Raw genomic sequence first — 24019 nt, forward strand, 5'->3', positions numbered from 1 at the left:
GTAATTTATCCAAAAAAATAGTCATTTATTTTGCATTATCGCCAAAAAGACTTATCTTTGCTCCCAAAAAATAAATATAGACATCAAAAAACAATGCGCAAAGTAATAGGAATAGGAGAAACCGTGCTTGACATCATCTTCAAGGGCGGCAAGCCGATAGAGGCAGTACCGGGTGGCTCATCATTCAATGCAGTCATCTCGTTGGGCCGTGCGGGCGTAAATGCTTCGTTTATCAGCGAGGCGGGCAACGACCGCATAGGAGAGTATGTGATTCAGTTTTTGAGAGATAATGGGGTGAATGCTGACAATGTGAGCATCTTTCCGGAATCGAAGTCGCCGCTCTCGCTGGCTTTCCTCGACGAGAACAACAATGCCGACTACATCTTCTACAAGGATCATCCTCACGACCAGCTGGAGTTTGCCACACCGGAAATCAATCCTGGCGACATCGTGCTCTTCGGTTCGTTCTTCGCTCTGAATCCTGTGGTCCGTCCTCAGGTTGCCGGCTTCCTGGAGTATGCGAAGGAGCACGGCGCCATTCTTTATTACGACATCAACTTCCGTGCTTCTCATCAGAACGAAATCATGAAGATTACACCTAATCTGATAGAGAACCTGGAGATGGCTGATTTCGTACGCGGAAGCCACGAGGACTTCGGAATCCTCTACAAGAAACCGGAGGCGGATAAGGTTTATAATGCCGAAATCAGTTTCTACTGCAAGAAGTTTATCTGCACTCAGGGCGCTGAGCCTGTAGAGGTTCGTGCCGAGAACGGCTTTGCCAAGAGTTATCCTTCGAAGAAGATGAAACCGGTGAGCACTATCGGAGCCGGCGATAATTTCAATGCCGGTTTCGTTTTCGGACTGATCAAGGATGGAATCACCCGCGAGGACATCGACCGCGGCTTATCTGAGGCGCAATGGGACAGTCTCCTTGTTTCGGCTCAAGAATTCTCCACCGAATGCTGCAAGGACATCTACAATTATGTTTCCAAGGAATTCGGAGAAGAAAAGAAGAAGGAATTATAAAAATATAAAAGATATGACAGAAATTACAAACAAGATTTATTACGTAGGCGTAAACGACCGCAACAAGCATCGTTTTGAGGGCCTCTGGCCTTTGCCTAACGGAGTGAGCTACAACTCTTATATCATTGACGATGAGAAGGTAGCGCTGGTAGATACTGTAGAGGTTGATTTCTTCACCCAGTTCCTCGAGAACATCCACGAGGTGATTGGCGACCGAGAAATCGATTATCTTATCATCAACCACATGGAACCTGACCACAGCGGCTCCATCGCCCTCATCAAGAAATATTACCCTAACATCAAGATTGTGGGCAACAAGAAGACCCTGGGAATGCTCGAAGGCTTCTACGGCGTAACAGATGACGTGGTAGAGGTGAAGAATGGCGGAACCCTTTCATTGGGCAACCACGAGCTGAGTTTCGTTCTCATCCCTATGGTTCACTGGCCAGAGACCATGGTAACCCTCGATGCGAAGAACAAGGTGCTCTTCTCGGGTGATGCGTTCGGCTGCTTCGGAGCGTTGAACGGCGGAATCATCGATACGGAAATCAACTGCGAGACTTTCTGGCTGGAGATGGTTCGCTACTACTCAAACATTGTGGGTAAGTATGGAATCCCTGTTCAGAATGCCTTGAAGAAGTTGGCTGGCGTGGAGCTGGATTACATCTGCTCAACCCATGGTCCGGTTTGGCACGAGCATATTGAGAAGGTGATCGGCATGTATGATAAGATGTCGAAGTACGAGACGGAGCCGGGCCTCGTTATCTGCTACGGCACCATGTACGGCAACACCGAGCGCATGGCTGAAATCATCGCCCGTGCGGCAAGCAAGGCTGGCGTGAAGAACATCGTAATGTACAACATCTCGAAGACTCACCACAGCTACATCCTGCGCGACATCTTCCGCTACAAGGGCCTTATCGTGGGTGCTCCAACCTACAATGCCGGTCTTTATCACGAGATGGAGGTTCTCCTCTCCGAGCTTGCCAATAAGGACGTTAAGAACCACCTCCTCGGTTGGTATGGTTCTCATTGCTGGGCAAGCAAGGCAGTAGCAAAGATTCAGGAGTGGAACGAAACTAAGCTCCACTACGAGGCTGTAGGCGAGCCTGTAGATATGAAGCAGGCGATTACTCCAGAGGTAAAGGCGCAGTGCGAGGCTCTGGGTAAGGCTATGGCAGAGAAGCTGCTGGCAGAATAAAAGATTTCTTGTTAGAGATTATTATAAAAGAGCGGAATGGCAACTGGGGTTAACAGAGTTAACAGTTAACAGTTGTTTTTCCGCTCTTTCTTTTGTTTTTTAAGGAACTAATCGAAAACCATTCATTCTAAATGAAAGATTTTAGGCAAAAGTGTTCATTCAAAATGAAAGATTTCTGAAAAATTATTCATTCAGAATGAAAGATTTTTGTTTTTTCTCTTGCTACTTTCAGATATTTTTCTTATTTTTGCCCACGAATCATAAAATAGTAAAGCAATGAAAGAACTGTTGAAACAAATAATATTTGAGCAGCAGGACAACTGCAGGCATCTTATGCAGGATGCCATCCCTCGACACATAGAAGAGGAATGGCTTACCACCTCGGAAATCCTTATCATAACTGGTGTAAGACGATGTGGAAAGTCGGTGTTGCTGCAGCAACTGCGTGATAAGTTGGAGGAGAAAGATTTCTTCTTCAATTTTGACGATGAGCGTCTCGTAAACTTTAAGCTTGAAAATTTTGCAACCTTGCAGGAATGCTTCTTTGAGCTTTTTGGTGAGCAACACACCTATTACTTTGATGAGATTCAAAACATTGCGGGTTGGGAAACCTTTGTGAGGCGCCTTTACAATGAAGGCAATAAGGTGGTGGTGACAGGCTCAAATGCCCGGATGCTGAGCAAGGAGATGGGCACTCATCTCACAGGGCGTTATATCTCTGTGGAGGTTTATCCTTTCTCTTTTGCCGAATACTTGCAGCTGGAGCATATTGAGCCTTCGCAGAAAGATTTCTATCTGATGGCGAGCCGTTCCAAACTGCTGGGTCATTTCCGTGATTTCTTGGAGAGGGGTGGTTTCCCGAAATATCTTCAGACGGGTTCCGTCAGTTACCTGTCCTCACTTTATGAGAGCATTATCTTCCGGGATGTGATGGCTCGCAATGGTCTTACAAACGACAAGGAAATTAAAGAACTTGCATTTTATCTTGCCAGCAATGCCACCCAGCGTGTTACCTATAACTCGCTGGGAAAGATAGTGGGCATTCGCCATCCCGAAACCATCAAGAACTATCTGGAATATATTCAGCAAACCTACATGATATTCCAGTTATTGAAGTATGCTCCATCGGTAAAGACCCAGATGTTGAGCCCGAAGAAGGTGTATTTTATAGATAATGCCATCATCAGCAGGATGGGTTTCAATGTCACGGATAACAATGGTGTAAAACTGGAGAATGCCGTTTTCATCGAATTGCTGCGAAGGGGTTGTGACCTGTTCTATCATGCCGACAAGAAGGAGTGTGACTTTGTGGTGAGAGAAGGTGTAAGGATTACCCAGGCTTACCAGGTTACGGTGAAGATGGATGATGAGAAGACTCGCAAGCGTGAAATAGAGGGCTTGCAAGAGGCGATGGAAATCTATGATTTGTCTGAGGGTTACATCATTACGCTAAATGAGAAAGAGGAGCTTACCGTGGATGGGAAGACGGTGCATATAATTCCTGCTTGGGAATGGATGCTGAAGTAAACCGTGTTTTTACTCCCCAAAATTGTGTCTGACACAAAAAAACGTCATAAAATGATGTATTATGAAGTAAAGCTACCTTCTACCGAGAAGTCATTCGGCAGAAGGTAGCTTTACTTTTCTATAGAGGGTTCTATCCCTCGCAGAGCTTTGCCAATTCTTCCAGGTTATCTGCCACTTCAATCACATCCCGCCAATCGCCACGAATCATCCTTTTCTCTGCCATGTCATCCAACAGGGCGATGGTGGAGTTCCAGAACCCTTTCATGTTGTAGAGAATCACCATTTTGTGATGGTAGCCGATGGTGTGCGCAGCGGCGATGGTGAAGATTTCATCCAGGGTGCCGATGCCGCCAGGAAGGGCTACGAAGATGTCGCTCTGGGCAAGCATCAGGTCCTTGCGGTCGCTGAGATTATCACACGGAATCTCGATGTCGAGGTCTGGGAAGGTTCTGCCTCCTCGCTCTACAAGCGTAGGAACCACACCGATGGTTCTGCCGCCATGCGCCTTCACCGCCTTGCCGATGCAATCCATCAGACCGGAGTTGCAGCCGCCGAAAACCAGGTCGTGGCCGTTCTCAGCCATCCACTTTCCCATCTCTTCAGTCAATGTGAAGAAGTCGGGGTCGATATTCTTATTTGCTGAACAAAAAACTGCTATTTTCATATTGCTTTATCTTCTATTTGATAATGTTTTATCTGTTGTTTATGAATGTTTTATCCGTTATTTATAAATGTTTTAGGCAAAGGTACGCAAAAATATCGAGATTATTGGGCTCTTTTTGCGGATAATTTCTTAATTTTGCAAACAATAACTAATCTTATAAACAGGAAGAAAGATTTCTAACAAAACAAGACAAGAGAATGAAAAGGATTATCACATATAGTATCATCGCATTGTTGCAGGCGTCGGTGGCGCTTGCACAGACCTCTGTGTCGCTTGCAAAAACCTCTTCGAAACCGAAGCTTCAGAAGCGGGAGAAGTATGAATGGCAGGGAGAGATTCCTACCTATGTAGAAACGCTGAAGAAGGAACTGACCTATCCGATGGCTTGGGGAAACAGTCCGATTAAGAACTTCAAGAAGTGGAAAAAGACGGCAAGGGCGAAGGTGTTCGAATGCATGATGACGCCTCCGAAAGCGGCTGCGGCTTGGGATATGGAAGTTTTGGGCGAGGAACAGAGAGACGGATATAAGGCGCAGAAAATCGCCTTTAATATCAACGCCTATTCCCGTATTACGGCTTATCTCCTGATTCCGGATGGCAAGGGACCATTCCCAACAGTCAATGCGCTTCATGATCATGGTGCTCATCTCTTTATCGGAAAGGAGAAGATGATTCGCCCTTTCTTTACTCCGGAAGAAAAAGATTCTCCTACGAAGCAGGCGCTCTGCCAGGAGATTCTGGATGATGCGGATGCGTGGGCAAAGCAACTTTACGATAATCAGTACGTGGGCGATTATCTGGCGAAACATGGTTACATAGTCTTTTCGGCAGATGCTCCGATGTGGGGAGAACGAGGCCGGAAGGAGGGCGTGGATAGAAACAAATACGATCTCATTGCCGGCAACATGATGATGCTGGGTAGAGACCTCTCTGCCTTCATGACTTACGATGATATCGCCAGTACCGAGTTCCTGGCTTCGCTGACGGTGGTAGATGCGAAGCGTATCGGATGCGTGGGGTGTTCGATGGGAGCCTATCGCTCGTGGATGCTCTCTGCTTTATCGGATAGGATCAAGGCGGGTGCTTCCATCTGCTGGATGATTACCACCGACGCTCAGCTTACCCGGAGATTCGGAAGAAAGGAGAATGGCGGCTTTGCGAATTGCATTCCGGGTCTTCGCCAATATCTCGATTATCCTCACATCGCCTCTCTCGCCTGTCCGAAGCCGATGCTCTTCATCAATGGCACAAAAGATAAGCTCTTCCCTGTGCCTGGTGTAAAAGATGCTTTCGCCGAAATGCACAAGGTTTGGAAGAGTCAGGGAGCAGATAATCTGCTGGATACGGAGCTTTGGGACATCCCTCATTCCTGCGGATTGAAGGCGCAGGAGAAAATGCTGGAGTTTCTGGACAAGAATCTGAAATAGGGGTTAACAGAGTTAACAGTTAACAGCTGTTTTTCTGTACCTTCTTCTCTTAAATATTAAAAGTCTACTACGCTAACGCCATTTTTTTAGGGGTTAGCGTAGTAGACTTTTGTGTTTTTACTACAACCAAGTTTTAAATCATTACCTTACGGAACATAATTTAGGTTAGCTCAATGATGCAGCAAACTTGCCACTTCTTCTGGCAATATCACCTTGCAAGGCTGAGGACCAGGTAGGGGCTTTTCTCTTAGGAAAAGGAGGTATATTACATTCTTTCCCTGGGCAAATGGGGCGAGAGACACCTTTCTCTTCAGCTTTTCCAAAAGTCGGTCGGCATAATCAGGGGCTGTCCATTTACATTCTCCTACAAGTATTGTGTTCTTGTCAAAGAGGTCTTCTGCAACAACATCAAATTCAAGTTCCTCGTTGCCGACAGGGGTTTTCTTGCCTTCTTCAAAGATGGGAACCTTGCCCCACCAGCGTGAGGCTTCACCCCATGTGTGACCTTCTATGTCGCTACCACAGACAGCCAACTGGCACAGTCTTTCCCAAACCTCGGCAACATGACCGTTGAAACCGTCATTGATGAATTTCTTTGCAATGTTGCCACGTCCCAAGGCAATCATAGACTTGTTTGGTTCGATGAATCTGTAATAGAACGCCATGAATGGGTCATCTATCCGATAAAGAATCTTCTTTGTCTTCTGCGGATTTTCGCCAAATGGTACTTCCTTTCTGAGGAAAGCCATTTCAGTCAGAATTTTTATCGGTTTGGCAAGCTCTGCCGTAGTCTTGCCAAGAGCATCAGAAATGCTGGAATACTTCTGCTTTCCACTACCCACCGCAAGCATGATAGATGAATAGGGCGCGATATCTGATACCTCATCCATAAACAGACGGGCAGGCTCGTCATAGAGATTTCCCATTTCGTCTAATATCAGTTCTTGAATGGCTTCGTCCAAAGAGCAGAATCTTTCTCGTTGACTCCAGTACTGAGGCACTCCTCCCCATATAGAGTACTCTTCTACAAGTTCCTTGGCTGAGGTGTTGATGATTTCTTGCCACCAAGGCAACTTGACAGGACGTAGGATGAAAATACGGTCGGCTCTGCCATAAAGAGGTTCTGAACCTTGTAAGAGACCGTGCATCATTCTCTGTGAAGAGCCGCAGATGATGATGTTGCAGCGCAATTCATTTACTCCGGTAATACGCCTATCGAGGATTCGTTGTAGAGTAGAAGGTAATGCTGGATCTTTCTGAACTAGATATGGGAACTCGTCCAAGACAAGTGTTGCGTTTTCCTTGCAACGGTAGTTGAAAGCCATGATGATGTCTTCCCAGGAAGAATACACAGGGCTGTCGAAGCCCGGATATTCCGTGCCTATGGTGCGTGCCAACAGACTTAGCTGGGTAGTTTTCTCGCTTAGGTTGGCTTCAAAGTAAATGTCTCCATCTTTCAACACTCTTCTGATGAGAGTTGATTTTCCAAGTCTCCTTCGTCCGTATATCACAATGAAGCTTGAAGCTTTAGACTCCAAAGCTGTCTGTAAAACAGCTTGTTCCCTGATTCTATCTACGAATTTCATAATTAGTGATTTTAGAATTACTAACTGCGAAATTACTAAAAAATAATGATGGATATGTACTTTATTACATATTTATATGGAAAATTACGTATATTTAATAATTGCTGCAAGCTGATAGCTCTTTAATATTGTTTGAAGACAGCAAAAGAATGTCTGTCAACATTTATAATAAAAAGAGCGGAAGAACAGCTTGGGGTTAACAGAGTTAACAGTTAACAGCTGATTTTCCGCTCTTTTTTCTATAAATCTGTAAAAGTCTACTACGCTAACCCCTTAAAAAATGGAGTTAGCGTAGTGAACTTTTGAGTATGCTGAATGCGTCTTTACCACAACTCCTTAGGCGACAGGTCTTTATCCTTTCTACCCATCAGGTAGTAATCGGCAAGGAACTGGAGGTTTGCCTGCGTAATCTTCAAGCCTTCTTCCTTTACATACTGGCTCGTAAAGATGTTTGCGTCAGGAATCAGGTTGTTTTCTATCAGTTTGCAGACAATTTCGTAAGGGAATGGGAGACCATTGCCGCTGATAATGCCAAAGCTGTCGGTCTCTGCACGCTCCTGAACATAGTATGGGTTCTCAGGAGATGCGATGCAATGAGCCAGACCGAAACTGATGTTGATGCCTGTATATGGACTTCCGCTTAAGATGATGCCTTTCTCATATTTCTGAGGGAATCGGATGTCCTTTGGCAACTCGAATTCAATCTCCTTGAGGAATTCCTTCAGCGTCTTCACATCTTCCAGGAAGATGAACTTGTCTTCATATCCCTTCGCCTTGAGCAGATTGTAGTCGTGAATCGCCTTCTCATGATCTGCCTTTTCATGTAGCTCTATAGCCTTCTTCCTGAACTCCTCATCCTCCCAGAGCTTATGAGTAGGCATGTTCCTGCAAATCTTGCGGAGCCATTCGTAAGAAGTGAGCGCCAGAAGATTGTTTCTGCCGGCGATGGTCATTTCCATCTGCACAGAATAAGCGAGCGGCTCGGTGAGACCCTGAGGCGAGTTTGCCATCTGCTGGAGGGTAAACTGCAGGCGCTTCTGGTTGCCCACGTTGAAATAGCAACCATAATGGAACCACGCCAGGGTGTCGCGACGGTGAATCTCATCCAACTCCTTGTTCTTCTCGATTTCCTCTTCGGTCGTTTCAGCGTTGCCCTCTATCTCAGGCATTTCGCTGAGATAAGTCAGAAGACGCTCGTTTTCCGGAGCCGTTTCATACTCTCTGTCGAGAATGTTGTAGGCAAGTTTGGCAGCCAGTTCCAGGGTTCCGAAGAGGAAAGGAACAGCTTCCTGTACGAAACTGCTCTGCTGGTAATGGTGCCAGAGCAGGAACTTGACATCAGCGATGTTGATTTCCTCAGGGTCGTAAGCCGGGTCATCTTCGTTGAGCGTACTCTTGATGAATTCGCTTTCTTTCTCATAGAAAGGAATGTAGGTGCCGTAGCGCTGCTTGCATTCTTCCGTGAAAGTCTTCCAAATGCCTGTGCCCGAAATCACATCTTCGAAATAACCGGCAATGCTGAGTGCCAGCTGCTTGGCTTCATCCATATTCTTGAAGTTATGGGTGTAGCACGCCTCGTCAAGAGCGTGGTATATTTCGTTGGCGAGTTCTGTATAATACAGATCTGTTTCGTCTGCTTTTTCGTATGGATGCAAAGCAATCCATTCTTGGGTGAAAATAACTTTTTTCATATATTTCAAGTTTTCTTGGTTATCTGTTTGTTGTAACTTTCATGCAAAGGTAATAAAATATTGCAGAAATCTGCAAGAAACTCACATTTTTTTCGTATCTTTGCACCCGAATTTAGGCAATCTTAATAAATGCGTGGGATTGCCGCAAGCGTTTCGGAAGGATTTTGCACCCTAATTCATGGCTGGGAGGGTGAATTCGGCCTTCCATTTAGATTATAATGAATTAAGGTTAAAAAGATTTGAAGACATTTGAAGAATTAGGCGTGAGCGAGGAGATTCGCCGTGCCATCGAAGAGCTTGGATTTGAGAATCCAATGCCAGTTCAGGAAGAAGTTATCCCATATTTGCTTGGTAATAAGAACGACGTGATTGCGTTGGCGCAGACCGGTACGGGTAAGACTGCATCTTACGGTATTCCGGTTATCCAGAAAACTGATGCCAGCAGCAAGCAGACACAGGCTGTCATCCTCAGTCCTACACGTGAGCTCTGCCTCCAGATAGCAGACGATTTGAACAGTTTTGCCAAGTACATCGACGGTTTGCATATTGCCGCAGTTTATGGCGGTACCGACATCGGAAGCCAGATTCGCACCCTGAAGCATGGTGTGCAGATTATCGTGGCTACCCCTGGTCGTCTGCTCGATTTGATTAATCGTGGCGTGGCTCAGTTGGAGAATGTAAACAATGTGGTGCTTGATGAGGCTGACGAGATGCTGAACATGGGCTTCTCAGAGAGCATCAATGCCATCTTCGAGAACGTTCCGGAAGATAGAAACACTCTGCTCTTCTCGGCTACCATGAGCAAGGACATCGAGAAGATTGCCCTCAACTACCTGCACGACCACAAGGAAATCGTAGTGGGTTCGCGCAACGAGGGTGCTGAGCATGTAAACCACATCTACTATCTGGTAAATGCCAAGGACAAGTATCTCGCCCTGAAGCGCGTGGTGGATTTCTATCCACGCATCTTTGCAATTATTTTCTGCCGTACCAAGCTGGAGACTCAGGATATTGCAGATAAGCTGATTAAGGATGGTTATAATGCAGAGGCGCTGCACGGCGACTTGAGTCAGCAGCAGCGTGACCTCACCATGCAGAAGTTCCGCAACCATACCGTTCAGTTCCTGGTGGCTACCGATGTGGCTGCCCGTGGTCTGGACGTAGATGATCTGACTCACGTTATCAACTATGGTTTGCCTGATGATGTGGCAAGCTACACCCACCGAAGCGGCCGTACCGGTCGTGCCGGAAAGAAGGGAACATCCATCTCTATCATCCATACCAGAGAGAAGTTCAAGGTTCGTCAGATAGAGAAGCAGATTGGCAAGGAGTTCGTGGACGGCGTTTTACCTACCCCAGAGGAAATCTGCAAGAAGCAGCTCTTCAAGACCATGGACGACATCATGAAGACCGATGTGGACGAGGATCAGATTGAACCATACATGGCTGAAATCAACCGCCAGTTTGAGTACATCGACAAGGAGGACATCATCAAGAAGATGGTGACCATCACCTTCGGTAAGTTCCTCGATTACTATAAGAATGCTCCTGAGATTATCAAGCCTGAGACCGGCAAGGGTTCCCGTGGCGGCGAAGGTCGTGGAAGCCGTGGCGAAGGCCGTGGCAAGGTTTCCAATGGTCGCAGAAAGCATGAGACTGAGGCTGGTTTCAAGCGCCTGTTCATCAACCTGGGTAAGGCTGATGGTTTCTATCCGGGCGAAATCATGCAGTATCTGAACAAGCACGTGAAGGGGCGTCAGGAGGTTGGTCACATCGACCTGCTGAGTAAGTTTGCCTACATCGAGGTGCCTGAGGAGGATGCGAAGCGCGTGATGAAGGCTTTGAATGGTACAGAGTACAAGGGCAGAACCGTGAGATGTAACGATGCTGATGAGGAAGGTCATGGCAGAGCAGCCCGTGGCGGACGCAGTTCTGAGGGCAGAGACGGCCGTTCTTCAGAAAGAGGCGGCCGCAGTCGCAGAGGTTCTTCTGATGATGCTAGAGACTCTCGAGATGCTCGTGGAAAGGGAGGACGTGGAAGCCGTGGCGGCAGAAAGTCTCGCCCTCAGGAGGATACAGGCGATTGGCGCCAGTTCTTCCAGAACAACGACAACGTGAAGTTCAAGGGCGAGGAGCCAAACTTCGAGGAAGAAGGTTGGGCTCGTCGCAGACCTAAGAAGAAGTAATTTAGGCAGCGATTTATAATAAGATGAAAGTCTGCATCAAAGGGATGTTTTGATGCAATATCCATATTTTGCGGTAAAAATACAGCAATTTCTTTGGTAAATTGCGGTGTTTTTACCGCAATTTTTGTATATTTGCAGCCGTAAACATCAAATTTATTGTATCTTTATACGCAATTTTAACCCTAAAAGATATTCTGTAATAAGTTAATGAAGAAAACTATTCTTATCGCTTGTCTGGGACTGGTAAGTCTGGGCTTGCATGCACAGAGCATTTCGCTCGCTGGTGAATGGAATGTGGAGTTGGGAAAGAGCGGTAGTGCTTTTGCCAAGAGTAAGCGTGTCTCGCAGGGTGAGGTGAAGCGTGCCATTCTTCCCGGTACCATCGATACGAACCATCTGGGATTCGCTCCGAAAGATACAATGGAAACAACGCATCTTACGAGACTCTATGCCTATAAAGGAGCTGCAAGATATTCCAGAACCATCAATATTCCGAAGGATTGGAAGAAGAAGCCGGTAGAACTCTTCCTGGAGCGTACCCGACCGACATGGGTGTATGTGGATGGAGAACTGGTGGATTCCTGCAACTTCATCTCTACTCCCCAGCGCTATCTTCTGCCAAAGAAGGTGAAGCCGGGTAAGCATCTCCTGGAAATCGTGGTGGATAATGGAAGAGGTGTGCCTGAGCAGGTTTACGGCTCCAGCCATGCTTATACAGAAGAAACGCAGACCAACTGGAATGGAATTATCGGAAGGATTGAACTCCTGCTTGTCGGTTCTGCTGATAGCAAATCGGCAGAAGTACTAGCAGGAGCAATCCCTTGCCGTTCAGTAGCTTCTCCTACCGTCCTTCAGATGCCTGATTTCGCCAAGGATTTCCATATCGAAGGCGCTCACTTTTACGCCAATGGTCATAGGATATTCCTCCGTGGCAAGCACGATGCGGCTGTATGGCCGCTGACGGGACATGTGGAAATGAGCGTGGAAGGCTGGATGAAGTATCTCGGGACCTGCAAGGAGTATGGAATCAATCATGTGCGCTTTCATTCCTGGTGCCCACCGGAGGCGGCTTTCGTGGCAGCGGACAGTCTGGGAATCTATCTCCAGCCGGAACTTCCTTTCTGGGGTTCTTTCGATAAGAAGGATGAGAAACTCATGACCTTTCTGCATCAGGAGGGAGTGAATATTCTGCGGGAGTATGGTCATCATCCTTCTTTCAGAATGATGGCGCTGGGTAATGAACTCTGGGGCGACATTGACAAAATGAAGGAGTTTGTGGATGATTTCCGCAAGATTGCGCCCGATAAATACTATACCTTCGGAAGCAATTACTATCTCGGTTATCAGGGAATAAAAGAAGGAATGGATTACTTCACCACTTGCCGCATCGGAGGCGAGGGATGGGGCAAATACAATACCCATACCCGTGGTTCCTTCTCGTTTGCCGATGCCTACGATGGAGGAATGATCAATCATTTCCATCCTAATTCTACGATGAACTTTGATGAGGCTTGCGATAAGGCAGGAATCCCAATCATCTCTCACGAAACAGGACAGTTTCAGACCTATCCTGACTATCGGGAAATGAAGAAATACACCGGAGTGCTTCATCCTTATAACTTCGAAGTTTTCCGCCGTCGTCTGGCTGCAGCCGGAATGCTTTCGCAGGCAGATGATTTCCACAAGGCTTCGGGCTTATGGAGCGTGAAACTCTATAAAGCCGATATAGAGATGGATTTGAGAACCCGGAATATGGCGGGCTTCCAACTGCTCGATATTCAGGATTATCCCGGTCAGGGAAGTGCTTTCGTAGGCATCCTGGATGCGTTTATGGAGAGCAAGGGAATCACTACGCCCGAGGAATGGCGCCAGTGGTGTTCGCCAGTGGTTCCTCTGCTGGAAATGAAGAAGTTCTGTTTCGTGGATGGCGAGAAGATTCAGGCTAAGGTTAAGGTTGCCAACTATGGCGGTTCTTCGCTGAAGGGCAAGAAACTGAAATGGCATCTGGCTGCCGAGAACGGATTGTTCTGTATGGATGATGGAACTTTCAGCACTAAGGATGGTGAAGTGAGAAAGAATGTGGGCGACTTGATGGCTGAGGATGAGGGAGTATTGAACATCTTTTCATACGATGAAGGTTTGGTGGATGTGGGTGAACTGAATGGTGTTTTCCACGTGCAGAAACCTACCAAGCTGCTTCTTACATTAAACATTGAAGGAACAGAGGCGAGAAACTCCTACGAACTTTGGGTTTATCCGAAGAAGGCTTTGGAAAAGAAGGGCGTTATCATAGCCAGAGATTTGAACCAGGAAGTGGTGAAAGTCTTGGAAAAGGGCGGAAAGGTGCTTTGGATGCCTACGGCTTCCAGTCATTTTGTGGCTGCCGATGATACGCTTTCTCAGGCAGATAATGCTACGCCTTATACTGTTGGCGGACTCTTCCAGACCGATTACTGGAACTATCGCATGTTCAAGACCATCTGCGAGAACAACAAAAAGAAGGTTTCTCCAGGAACTCTGGGCATTTTGACGAATCCGGAACATCCGATATTCAAGGGATTCTCAACGGAGATGCACACCAACTGGCAATGGTTCTCGGTTATCAAGGAATCGCATCCGCTGGTGCTTGACAACTTCGCCAAGGAATATCGCCCGATTGTTCAGGTGATAGATAATATCGAGCGAAATCATAAGTTGGGTTTGGTGATGGAATGGAAGGTGGGAGCCGGAAAGCTTCTCGTCTGCATGAGCGATTTGGAGAAGGCAGCCAAATATCCGGAAGGCAAGGCTTTCTATCAGAGTGTAATTGATTACATGCGCTCTGCTTCTTTCAATCCATCTTCTGAAATAACGGTGGATGAATTGAAGAAGAAACTTGCCGAGAAGCCTCGTCAGGTTTCATTGAAGGAGCTGAATAATATCTCGCAATATTAATAGGAATTCTGTAAGTTGCGAATCTGTAAGATAAAACTAGTTGAAAATCAGCAAGATAACAAGAATAGAAAGACTAGATAAAACAAGAGCGGAAAGCCAGGAGTTAACAGGTTAACAGTTAACAGCTGATTTTCCGCTCTTTTTCTATCATCCTGAGACTAATCTTTAGCCCAGGATAAACCATTCTATCATCTCTGTTGATTCAGAGATAGGATTTACTTCGCATTGATCTCCTTTAAGAGTCTGTCTGCGTGTCCCCACTTATCCATCAGGTAGAGCACATAGCGAATATCTACACCAATGCAGCGAGCCAGGCGCTTGTCGAAGTTGATGTCAGAGCTGAGGCTGTCCCAGTTGCCATCGAAGGCAAGACCAATCAACTCACCCTTGCCGTTGAACATAGGGCTACCAGAATTACCGCCGGTAATATCATTGTTGGTGAGGAAGCAGAGCTGCATCTTGCCAGTCGTCTTATCCTGATACTTGCCGAAATCTTTTTCAGAGAGAAGCTCGTGCATGATAGGCTCAGCGTAGTAATCGATGAACTTATCGCCTTGCTTCATCTTCTCAACGAGGCTCTCGGCTGTGGTATAATAGCCTGATGGCTTGCCACCGAGGTCGAAACCGCCTACCTGACCATAGCTCAATCGCATGGTGAAGTTGGCGTCGCTGTAGTGAGGCATGTCTTCCTCCATACGGAGCTTGGCAGCGCAGAGATACTTCTCCTGCTCGGCGATGCTATCGTTGATGCTGCCCATCTGAGCAGCGAAATCTGCAAATACATCGTTCAGATCCATACCGAAGCTTACGCCTGGATCCTTCTCATATCCCTTCTTGTTGAAATAGAGCTTGGCGCCCTTCTTCATGATGAGCGACTTCTCCCAGAGATAATCTACATACTTGGCGTAGTTGCCGCCAAACTCAGCGTCGATGGTCTTGTAGAACTTAGGCAACCACTTGGCATCTACGTGCTCCTTGTAGTTCTTCAGAAGGGTAGCGAGCACCTCCTTATCGAGCGCCATATCCCATTCTGCAGAGTTATCTTCAAATTCATGATACTGCTTCTTCTTGTTTTTCTCAGGACCCTTCACCTCCATGTTGGTCTGGAGCTTGATGGCACGGGTAGAGAACTCGATGTTGCTTCTTCTGGTGAAAGATTCTGCGAAGTTGGTCCAGGCGTATTTCACGTCTGCGCTCTCCTTGTAGAGCTTGGCGAGCTTGTCGAAATCTACCTTGTGGGCAAGATCGTTGGCAGCCTTGGCTGTATCCTGCCAAGCACGGAGACGGGTTTCGTACTCACGCTTCAGATTCACGATGCCGATAGAGTCGATACACTTGTTCATGCCGATGGCATTCTTCCAATAGTTGGAGCTCTGGGCGTACTTGCTGTCATACTTGATGCGCACAGCCTCGTCGGCACGCATGTGCTTCTGCATCACCTCCTGCTTTACGCCACGAACCTGGGCACGAGGCGCATTCTCAGCATCGCGCATAGTCTGGATTCCGTAGCTTGAAAGATAGCGCTCTGTGCTGCCAGGGTAACCCATGGTCATCGCATAGTCGCCATCCTTGTAACCCTGGAGAGAAACCTGTGCCCAACGCTTTGGCTTGTAAGGCACATTATCCTTGCTGTAGGCAGCTGGACCATTGGTCTTTGGGTCGGCATAGATGCGGAATACAGAGAAGTCGCAGGTCTGGCGAGGCCACATCCAGTTGTCTGTATCGCCACCAAACTTACCCATAGACTTTGGTACGGTGAAAACCAGACGCAGGTCGGTGAAGTCGCGGTAAGTAGTAGCGTACCACTTGTTGCCTTCGTAGAAAGGCTGAACGGTGATATGAAGGGTAGAATCGTTCTTCTTCGCCTCTTTAGTCATCTCGTTCTCCAGAGAATCGATGAGTTCATCGCGCTTCTTGTTGTCGAGTTTCTCGTATCCGAGGCTCATCACCTTATCGGTTACATCCTTCTGTTCAACCATAAAGCTGACGAACATATTCTCGTTAGGCAATTCCTCTGCGTAAGATTTAGCAAAGAAACCGTTGAGCATATAGTCGTGCTCCACGGTAGAGTGGCTTCTGATAGCCTCGAAACCGCAATGGTGGTTGGTAAATACCAGACCGTCTGGAGAAACGACCACGCCTGAGCAATAGCCCGAGAAGTTAACCACAGCATTCTTCAAGGCATTCTCGCCGTTGTAGAGCTGGTCGTAAGTCATACTGAAGCCTTCGCGCTGCATCATCTCATACACAGCGTTAGGCAAGTTGTAAATCGTCCACATTCCCTCGTCAGCATGAGCGGTATTGATTCCGCAGAACGCCATGATAGAGGCGATAAGGACCGTTGCTTTTTTCTTCATTTTATTCTTTGTGTTGTTGTTATATGATTTGCAAAGTTACGATTTTTCTGCGAGATAACATCAAGTAGAACAGAAAAAAGCAGAAAATCCCATCAAAGTTTCCTTTTTAGAGTTATTTCTTTCACTTATACTAGAAATATTCGATAAAAACACAATGTTTTTCACTTATACATGAAAAAGATTGCAAAAGCAGCGGATTTTTCTTGTATAAGTGAAAAAATTAGTGCTATCTTTGCGCCATAAAATAAGGTGTTTCTTATTTCTTGATGAGCCATTTCCCTCCCTTGTCTGGTCCTATTCGTTCTATTATGTGATCTTCTTTCAGTTTCTTTATATGTTTAGAGATGGCACTTCGGTTGATTTCCAATCGTTTACTCATCTCATTGGTGGTGACAAATGGGTCAGATGCGATAAGGGAAAGGATAGAGTCTTTGGTTTTCTGTCCACCTTTTCTGCCCACCTTTTCTGTTTTCTGTCCACCTTTTCTGTCCACCTTTTGATGAGGCGTGTGGGGTACTTGTGGGGTAGCAAGTCTTGGCTGTACCTTCCATTCATCTGTAGGATCTATATGCAAGTATCTGTTTTTGAGAACCCAACTTTCGCCTAGCAGCAAGTTTCTGAAGAAACGAACAAGGTAGATAGGAGAGTACTCTATATCTTTATTGATATTGCGATAGTTGGCACGAACCAGGGCATTGCGGAAATACCAGGAGTGTTTGGCAAACATTTCATTGTTCACTTCATATCCTAACGAACGGAGATACTGGATGGTGAAAATCGCCGTGGTTCGGGTGTTGCCCTCTCTAAAAGCATGGATCTGCCAGATGCCTGAAATGAATTTGGCAATATGCTCAATCTTCTCATCATCCGTCAGACCTTTATATGAGAAGTTCTTCTCCTGTTCAATATCCCAATCCAATGCTCTTCGCAAGTCTTCCCAATTCAGGTAGTTTACGGAATCTCCTTCGAGCACCCATTCTTTCTTGGAAATATCATACTGGCGGATTTCTCCTGCGTGCTTGAATACCCCCTCGAATATTCTTCGATGCAGGGAAACATATCCGTTGGTATTGAAGGCAAAGGTCTTGCTGGCGAGAATCTTCGCGATGTTGGCTGAAACCTTATCTGCCTCTTCTTCGTCTTCATCCTTAGGTGTGCGGACCGTTTTGCTCTGATAGTAAGAGTCAATCAGTTTTCTGGTTTCATCTAGAGTGATTTCTCCTTCGATGTTTCGCTTAGCCACATCTATGAGATACGCCGATGGTTGCAGCCCATCTACAGCCTGCAATCCGATAGCCGTCTTCCAGTTCTCAGCACTTTCCTTCTGCGAAGGTTCTCCTTGTCGAAGATATTCATCGAAGGATGCGAACTCGTTGATATTATCTTTATTCATAGATGTAATGCTTGATATTTAACTTTGCAAAGTTACGACTATTTCCCGAGATTACCAATGATTTAGGGTAAAATATTAAAGAATTGCCCATTTATAGCTTACTTGTGTACCTTAACATTATGTTTCTTGGAAAAAACTTATTTAAAATGATACGATTTTCAGAAATAATCACTACCTTTGCATTCGAGTTGGAGCGGCATGAAAAGACTTGCTGTAATGAAGACTCAATTTTATATAGAGCGTTTTGATATTATCTCTCATTGAAATCTGGACAATTTCATTCCCTGAGATAATGGCAATACTGCTCACGCTTAGGATTATTGTACCCTTTTCTGAAGGGCGTAATATATCATATAGGCGTGGGCTATTGCTTCATTACTAGGGAGTGGGCAGTCCAGAGCCTCAATGAAGTAATAAGCAATAGTTCCCACGCTTTTCCTTTTATTAACCGCTGGCTTCTGGGAAACAGTTGGCATAAAGGCCAATGGCATAAATTTATTATGAAGAAATTCTTATTTAGTGCAATGTTTCTATTAAGTTCTTTTGGGGCTTTTGCGCAGCAGTCAGTTGTAATTAAGGCAGGTACAATTGTTCCTTTAGAGGCGTTGAAAACCATTAGAGCTGTAGAAGTACATGAAGGTGAAACAGTTGATTTTAAAGTGAGCAGAGATGTTACTGTTGATGGGAAAACAGTTATACCAGCAGGAACTTTAGCAAAAGGAACTGTTTATGAGGCTAAACGTTCTACAGCGTTTGGTACACGTGGACGTTTAGGTATAAAACTCCGTTATTTAACTCTACCATCGGGTGAACAAGTATCCTTTACATCTAGTGAAGTTTATATAAAAGGTGTAAATAGAACGCCTTTATCAGTTATAATCTTTTGTTTTACTTGCCTTCCTTTCCCATGTGGAGGAAAAGCACAAATGACAGCGGGTTATGAGGTAGATGCAACAGTAGCAAGTAATACAACGGTTGTCGTAAAATAAAGTTTTGCGAATTTACGATAAATAGACGTCTAAAAAGAATAAAGGATGAAGCATTAAGTTTCATCCTTTATTCGTTTTAGATTTTGAATAATTTGGCGAATACTTTTTGTAAGTATCCAAGCCGTTATCGTCTGATAGGAAGATGATGGTGTCTATGAAATAGTAGTTGCCGTCATCTCCAACCAATACATTATTGGGTACGGCATCGAAGATGTCGTGAATGCCATTGGTGAAATATTCTCCATTGTCTTCTGCGTGAAAACCGATGCGCTCAAACTCTGCCTTGATTTCTTCGGGAGTAGCTTCCCTCGCATTTACAACAAGCTGTTGACGAAGGACTGCGCAAATCATGCCGTCTCGATTCTGTGAGAAACCGATGAAATCGTAGGGGCATGCTGTGAAGTATTGGTTGTGAGCAACAATTCGTTCAAAGAAAGGAGTAAGGTTGTCGTCTGAATAACGGAAGTCGTTAAGTTTATAAACGTGTATTCCATCATAGGCCATATAAACCTCGTTCTCTGAACCTCGGTCAGAGAACACACCTAATGACTCCGGATTTTCAATCCAGCAATCATTCTCCTTTGCCCAGTCTTTTAACCTTGCAATTTGGACTCCCTTGCAAGCCGTTGTTCCCGCAAGCGCTTGAATTGAGCTAAGCACTCCTCCAGCGAAAGCGGATGCTCTCGCCAATAAGCCATGCTCTTTTGCATCTGGGCATTGACTTTCTTGTGATAATCGTTCAGTTGTATCTCCATCCATTTATGTATTATATTGTTAGAATATTACGTTTGCAAAGTTACGACTATTTCCCGAATTTTCCAAGGCTTCGCTTGATTTTCTTCATTATTTGCCTTTTTGCCGATAACATTCCTGGTGATAGAACCTCTTGCTCCAGCATATCCAATGCCATTCTTAACTCTTCGAGGAGTTCGGGATAGTACTTCATCTGCTCGTAGGCGAGCTTCATGCAGTAGCAGCGGATGGCGTAGGGCTGGGAACAGGCGGTAATCTTGGCGATGCAGAAATCGATGAAATCAGAACGGAGTGATTCTTCTTCGAAAGGCTGACGGAGAAGAAAATGGAGCATCAGGCGGCGCTTGGTCTCATTCTTCTCTACGAGAACCCTGTCTATCAAGTCATCATGCTTCTGAAAGAGCCACGGCTTGTTGGCTTCATCGAAATGGGTTAAAGCCCAAAGCGCATTGAACGATACGCGGTCGTTTTCATCGAAGGTGAGCTGGTAAAGTTCTTCCTTCCGGTGGTCGTTCTCCTTGCCTTGTGTCATGATGCATATCTTGTTGATATCGTTCATATTGATCTTGTCTTGTAGTATCTTTCTCATGCTCTTTATTTTTTATGAGGGAATAATCGTTGCAAAGATATACTTTTATGAGGGAATAACGAAAAGGAAGATTACTTTTTTTGAGAATTCTCGGACTATTTCTTGTTTTTGAGGTATAGAATGGGAGAAAAAGTCAAGTTGAACAATCGATGGATTCATAGTTGTACGTCTAAAGGTTTATAGTTGTACAACTGAAGGGTGTGTAGTTGTACAACTAAAAGGTGTACAGTCGTACAACTATAGGGGGTATTGTTGTACAACTATAGGGGGTATTGTTGTACGATTAAAAGGTGTTGTCACTAGGCTCGGCAGACCTGCTGACTGCAGTGAGCAGACCTGCTGACTAGGCTCAGCAGAGCTGCTGAGCCTAGTGGCAACTTTCCAGAAGCAGTCTCCTTGAACTCCATATTCTATCTCTTTGAACCTGATCAGACGCCTTCTTTCACTTGCGCAGTCATATTCTTCAGCTTACGGAGCCGTATCCTTCGGTTAACGGAGCCGTATCCTTCAACTTGCATAGCCATATCCTTCAAAATACTCAGTCGTCTCGTTTCGTTCACTCAGCCGTTTGCTTTAACTCTTACAGGGCGCCTTGCTGGCTGCTATTATATCCTGAGTATTGCTCGGGACCAGGAACATTGGGTCCTTTTGTCTATTCTTGAACCGCATGCGAAGGTTCTGTATAATATAAACAAAAGAAGTCCGTGGACTTACACATTGTCTACGGACTTCTTGGAATATAATCTCAATGATTGGAATCTCTTACTTTCTAAAGTACTTTCCAACCACAGGCAGACTCTTCAATGGGAAATCCTTCTTCACGAGATAAGCGGCGAAGATGAGGATGAGCACCGTGTTGATGAGGCAGGCAATTCCACTGGAGAAGTATCTGTTAGCCTCGGTCATTCCTGCGAAGAGGATGAGGGCGAGAACCACATAAATCATAATCTCCTTCACCGGATAGTTGATAGGATACTTCTTCTGACCTACAAAGTAGGAGAGAAGCATGGCTGTTCCATAACCTGCGAAACCAGCCCAGGCACAGGCGATGTAACCATAAACTGGTACGAAGATAACGTTGATGGCAATCAATACCGCACAACCGATGCCTGAGAAGTAAGCACCCCAGATGGTCTTGTCGATGAGCTTGTACCAGAAACTGAGGTTGAAATATACTCCCATCATGATTTCGGCAGCCATTACGATAGGCACTACCTTCAAACCATCCCAGTAGTCGCGACCGATGATATGGCGCAATACATCCAGATAACCTACTACCACTAGGAAAGCCAAGAGGGTGAAGATGACGAAATACTTCATCGCCGAAGCGTAAGTCTGTCGGTTGTCCTTATCCTTCGCCTTGCCGAATACGAACGGCTCGTAAGCATAGCGGAAAGCCTGGGTAATCATCGCCATGATCATCGCAATCTTACTGGCTGCTCCGTAGATTCCGAGTTGCGCATGCGCATCGCCCTTCTCATAGATGTAAGGGAAGAGAATCTTATCGGCAGTCTGGTTCAGAATACCGGCAATACCGAGCACGAGGATAGGCCAGCTGTAGCCCATCATCTTCCTGACGAGCACCTTACATTCGCTCCAGGAGCATTTCTCGCCCATGAATCCTTCCTTCAGTTCCTTGTAGAAACAGAAGGTGATGGAGGCGGTACAAACCAGGTTGATGTAGAAAGCATAACCCACATCGTGACCATCCATGATGACGTAGTAAACCAGGTTGAGCGCAATGTTCAGACCGATGAAGAGCAACTTGAAGGCAGCAAACTTCAATGGGCGCTTCTTGTATCTGAGGTAAGCGAACGGGATGCACTGGAAGGCATCAATAGCCACGGTTACGAACATGGTCCATACATAAGCCGGATGGTCGGCGTAGCCCATCGCATCGCTCAAAGGCGTGATGAAGAGGAATACCAGGGCGATGAAGAGTAGGGAGGTGAAGCCCACCATGCTCAATACCGTGTGATAAACCTTTTCTGAGTTTTCTCCCTCCTTGTTGACAAAACGGAAGAAGGTGGTCTCCATTCCGTAGGTCAGGATAACGAGGAGTAACGCCGTATAGGCGTACATGTTGGTGATGACACCATAACCACCACTTGCGGCGCTGATCTTAGCCGTATAGAGTGGTACAAGCAGATAGTTGAGGAATCTGCCGATGATACTGCTCAAACCATAGATGGCGGTATCCTTTGCGAGTGATTTTAAACTTGCCATTATCTTTCTTAATGTTGAATGTTAAGTGTTAAATGTTAAATTGGGCTTGCGCCGTCATTCAAAGATTATCTGTGTAAATCTGTGAAATCTGTGGGAGACTCTTATCCGAAGAATAAATATGCTATAGTGATTGCTGCGATGACTCCAGCCAAATCGGCAAGCAAGCCGCAAGCCACGGCGTGGCGGGTATTCCTGATGCTTACGCTTCCGAAATATACTGCCAATATATAGAAGGTGGTGTCGGTGGAACCCTGGAAGATGCAGCTCAATCTGCCCACAAACGAATCAGGACCATAGTTCTTCATCGCCTCCAGCATCATGCCTCGTGCACCACTTCCCGACAGCGGTTTCATGATGGCGGTAGGCAGGGCGCCTACGAAATCGGCATTCAAGCCGCATTGTTCTACCGACCACGAAACGCCCTGAATCACCATATCCATCGCTCCCGAAGCACGGAACACGCCGATGCCCACAAGGATAGCTACGAGATAAGGGATAATCTTCACCGCAGTAGTAAAACCTTCCTTCGCTCCCTCGATAAATGCATCATATACATTCACCTTCTTCCAGAAACCAGCCAGGATGAAGCAGAGGATGATGCCCAGGAGAATCATATTCGAAGCCAGGGTAGTAACCGTGTTCATCGTATCCTTGTCCATCTGTCCGAATCCCCAGATGATGATGCCTACGAAGGCGCACATTCCCAACAGAGTAGCGAGTAATACCGGCTGCAGGATGTTGATGCGCTGCCAGAGCGAAGTGATGATGATTCCGGCAAGCGTAGCCACGAGCGTAGCCATCAGGATAGGGATGAAGACATCCGTAGGCTGGGCAGCTCCATAAGAGGCACGGAAGGCGAGAATGGTGGTAGGGATGATGGTGAGTCCTGAGGTGTTCAGAACCAGGAACATAATCATCGGGTTCGTCGCCGTATCCTTCTTCGTGTTGAGCTCCTGCATCTGCTGCATCGCCTTCAATCCTGTAGGCGTTGCTGCATTGTCGAGTCCCAGCATATTCGAAGCGATATTCATGAAGATGCTTCCCATCACCGGATGGTTCTTCGGAATATCAGGGAAGAGACGGGTGAAGACCGGGCTGAGTGCTCGGGCCAACACATTCACTACTCCCGCCTTCTCTCCAATCTTCATGATGCCAAGCCAGAGGGCGAGCACGCCCGTCAGTCCGAGAGAAATCTCGAAGGCATTCTTGGAAGAGTCGAAGGTGGAATCTACAATCTTCTGGAAGATAGTCGTATCTCCCATTGCCAATCCGATGAGTGCGAAGATGAACGCAATCACGAAAAATGCTATCCAAATGTAATTTAAAACCATAATTGTTTCATCTTGCGGTTTTATCAACCGCTTTTATTGTGATAATGTTCTTGTCACAGAATAATATAATACCTGATAATCGGGTGCAAAAGTACAACTTTATCACAAAATTCCAAAGGAATTCGCTCTGAAAATC

General features: G+C 46.0%; 16 protein-coding genes. 7 read left to right on the top strand and 9 right to left on the bottom strand.

The window, feature by feature from the left end; genetic code table 11:
- The first annotated feature begins 93 nt into the window (after positions 1–93).
- The 3 genes from F7D47_RS12955 (at position 94) to F7D47_RS12965 (ending at position 3757) form a co-directional block, all read left to right on the top strand.
- Complete coding sequence (locus F7D47_RS12955) at positions 94–1029, top strand: PfkB family carbohydrate kinase (protein ID WP_117694956.1); 936 nt, start codon at positions 94–96, stop codon at positions 1027–1029.
- A gap of 13 nt (positions 1030–1042) precedes the next feature.
- Positions 1043–2230 carry an FprA family A-type flavoprotein gene (locus F7D47_RS12960; RefSeq protein ID WP_022120142.1) on the top strand — a complete coding sequence of 396 codons (1188 nt, stop codon included), beginning with the start codon at positions 1043–1045 and terminating at the stop codon, positions 2228–2230.
- Between the two features lie 276 nt (positions 2231–2506).
- A complete protein-coding gene (locus F7D47_RS12965; RefSeq protein WP_153085281.1) occupies positions 2507–3757 on the top strand; it encodes an ATP-binding protein in 1251 nt (416 codons plus the stop codon).
- A 130-nt stretch (positions 3758–3887) separates the two neighbouring features.
- Here F7D47_RS12965 and F7D47_RS12970 read toward each other — a convergent pair whose 3' ends face one another.
- Entirely contained in the window at positions 3888–4421 is a 534-nt protein-coding gene (locus F7D47_RS12970; RefSeq protein ID WP_153085280.1) for a TIGR00730 family Rossman fold protein, read from the bottom strand.
- Positions 4422–4618: 197 nt separating this feature from the next.
- Between F7D47_RS12970 and F7D47_RS12975 the strand changes: the two genes are divergently transcribed.
- Positions 4619–5848 (top strand): alpha/beta hydrolase family protein, encoded by a 1230-nt coding sequence (locus F7D47_RS12975; RefSeq protein ID WP_153085279.1) that lies wholly within the window; start codon positions 4619–4621, stop codon positions 5846–5848.
- Positions 5849–6018: 170 nt separating this feature from the next.
- On the opposite strand, the gene F7D47_RS12980 is transcribed toward F7D47_RS12975, so the two are convergent.
- Together F7D47_RS12980 and F7D47_RS12985 are read right to left on the bottom strand one after the other, a co-directional pair.
- Complete coding sequence (locus F7D47_RS12980) at positions 6019–7434, bottom strand: ATP-binding protein (protein WP_119228633.1); 1416 nt, start codon at positions 7432–7434, stop codon at positions 6019–6021.
- Positions 7435–7757: 323 nt separating this feature from the next.
- Entirely contained in the window at positions 7758–9125 is a 1368-nt protein-coding gene (locus F7D47_RS12985; RefSeq protein ID WP_153083689.1) for a DUF3843 family protein, read from the bottom strand.
- A 239-nt stretch (positions 9126–9364) separates the two neighbouring features.
- Here F7D47_RS12985 and F7D47_RS12990 point away from each other — a divergent pair, with 239 nt between their 5' ends.
- Both F7D47_RS12990 and F7D47_RS12995 read left to right on the top strand, forming a co-directional pair.
- Positions 9365–11311 (top strand): DEAD/DEAH box helicase, encoded by a 1947-nt coding sequence (locus F7D47_RS12990; RefSeq protein ID WP_153085277.1) that lies wholly within the window; start codon positions 9365–9367, stop codon positions 11309–11311.
- Positions 11312–11518: 207 nt separating this feature from the next.
- Complete coding sequence (locus F7D47_RS12995) at positions 11519–14245, top strand: beta-glycosidase (RefSeq protein WP_153085276.1); 2727 nt, start codon at positions 11519–11521, stop codon at positions 14243–14245.
- Between the two features lie 215 nt (positions 14246–14460).
- Here F7D47_RS12995 and F7D47_RS13000 read toward each other — a convergent pair whose 3' ends face one another.
- Together F7D47_RS13000 and F7D47_RS13005 are read right to left on the bottom strand one after the other, a co-directional pair.
- Positions 14461–16602: a S46 family peptidase gene (locus tag F7D47_RS13000; protein WP_022121366.1), complete on the bottom strand. Its 2142-nt coding sequence runs from the start codon at positions 16600–16602 to the stop codon at positions 14461–14463.
- A gap of 256 nt (positions 16603–16858) precedes the next feature.
- Complete coding sequence (locus F7D47_RS13005) at positions 16859–17995, bottom strand: Fic family protein (RefSeq protein WP_153085275.1); 1137 nt, start codon at positions 17993–17995, stop codon at positions 16859–16861.
- 500 nt (positions 17996–18495) lie between these two features.
- Between F7D47_RS13005 and F7D47_RS13010 the strand changes: the two genes are divergently transcribed.
- Positions 18496–18984 (top strand): hypothetical protein, encoded by a 489-nt coding sequence (locus F7D47_RS13010; RefSeq protein ID WP_153085274.1) that lies wholly within the window; start codon positions 18496–18498, stop codon positions 18982–18984.
- Between the two features lie 60 nt (positions 18985–19044).
- Here the strand turns inward: F7D47_RS13010 and F7D47_RS13015 are convergent, their stop codons facing one another.
- The 4 genes from F7D47_RS13015 to F7D47_RS13030 form a co-directional block, all read right to left on the bottom strand.
- Positions 19045–19644, bottom strand: coding sequence for a hypothetical protein (locus F7D47_RS13015; RefSeq protein WP_194252592.1), 600 nt, complete (start codon positions 19642–19644; stop codon positions 19045–19047).
- Between the two features lie 142 nt (positions 19645–19786).
- The gene (locus F7D47_RS13020; RefSeq protein ID WP_153085272.1) at positions 19787–20326 is read right to left on the bottom strand and encodes a hypothetical protein; all 540 of its coding nucleotides are present in this window, start codon (positions 20324–20326) and stop codon (positions 19787–19789) included.
- Between the two features lie 762 nt (positions 20327–21088).
- A complete protein-coding gene (locus tag F7D47_RS13025; RefSeq protein ID WP_022121361.1) occupies positions 21089–22552 on the bottom strand; it encodes an oligosaccharide flippase family protein in 1464 nt (487 codons plus the stop codon).
- 101 nt (positions 22553–22653) lie between these two features.
- The gene (locus F7D47_RS13030; RefSeq protein ID WP_153085271.1) at positions 22654–23883 is read right to left on the bottom strand and encodes a nucleoside recognition domain-containing protein; all 1230 of its coding nucleotides are present in this window, start codon (positions 23881–23883) and stop codon (positions 22654–22656) included.
- Positions 23884–24019: the final 136 nt, after the last annotated feature.

Source organism: Segatella copri (assembly GCF_009494835.1).
GTDB classification, from domain to species: domain Bacteria; phylum Bacteroidota; class Bacteroidia; order Bacteroidales; family Bacteroidaceae; genus Prevotella; species Prevotella copri_F.

What these genes read in the sequence shown, in the direction of transcription:
- F7D47_RS12955 (WP_117694956.1), top strand. Translation starts at nt 94, where the DNA reads ATGCGCAAAGTAATAGGAATAGGAGAAACCGTGCTTGACATCATCTTC.
- F7D47_RS12960 (WP_022120142.1), top strand. Translation starts at nt 1,043, where the DNA reads ATGACAGAAATTACAAACAAGATTTATTACGTAGGCGTAAACGACCGC.
- F7D47_RS12965 (WP_153085281.1), top strand. Translation starts at nt 2,507, where the DNA reads ATGAAAGAACTGTTGAAACAAATAATATTTGAGCAGCAGGACAACTGC.
- F7D47_RS12970 (WP_153085280.1), bottom strand. Translation starts at nt 4,421, where the DNA reads ATGAAAATAGCAGTTTTTTGTTCAGCAAATAAGAATATCGACCCCGAC.
- F7D47_RS12975 (WP_153085279.1), top strand. Translation starts at nt 4,619, where the DNA reads ATGAAAAGGATTATCACATATAGTATCATCGCATTGTTGCAGGCGTCG.
- F7D47_RS12980 (WP_119228633.1), bottom strand. Translation starts at nt 7,434, where the DNA reads ATGAAATTCGTAGATAGAATCAGGGAACAAGCTGTTTTACAGACAGCT.
- F7D47_RS12985 (WP_153083689.1), bottom strand. Translation starts at nt 9,125, where the DNA reads ATGAAAAAAGTTATTTTCACCCAAGAATGGATTGCTTTGCATCCATAC.
- F7D47_RS12995 (WP_153085276.1), top strand. Translation starts at nt 11,519, where the DNA reads ATGAAGAAAACTATTCTTATCGCTTGTCTGGGACTGGTAAGTCTGGGC.
- F7D47_RS13000 (WP_022121366.1), bottom strand. Translation starts at nt 16,602, where the DNA reads ATGAAGAAAAAAGCAACGGTCCTTATCGCCTCTATCATGGCGTTCTGC.
- F7D47_RS13005 (WP_153085275.1), bottom strand. Translation starts at nt 17,995, where the DNA reads ATGAATAAAGATAATATCAACGAGTTCGCATCCTTCGATGAATATCTT.
- F7D47_RS13010 (WP_153085274.1), top strand. Translation starts at nt 18,496, where the DNA reads ATGAAGAAATTCTTATTTAGTGCAATGTTTCTATTAAGTTCTTTTGGG.
- F7D47_RS13020 (WP_153085272.1), bottom strand. Translation starts at nt 20,326, where the DNA reads ATGAGAAAGATACTACAAGACAAGATCAATATGAACGATATCAACAAG.
- F7D47_RS13025 (WP_022121361.1), bottom strand. Translation starts at nt 22,552, where the DNA reads ATGGCAAGTTTAAAATCACTCGCAAAGGATACCGCCATCTATGGTTTG.
- F7D47_RS13030 (WP_153085271.1), bottom strand. Translation starts at nt 23,883, where the DNA reads ATGGTTTTAAATTACATTTGGATAGCATTTTTCGTGATTGCGTTCATC.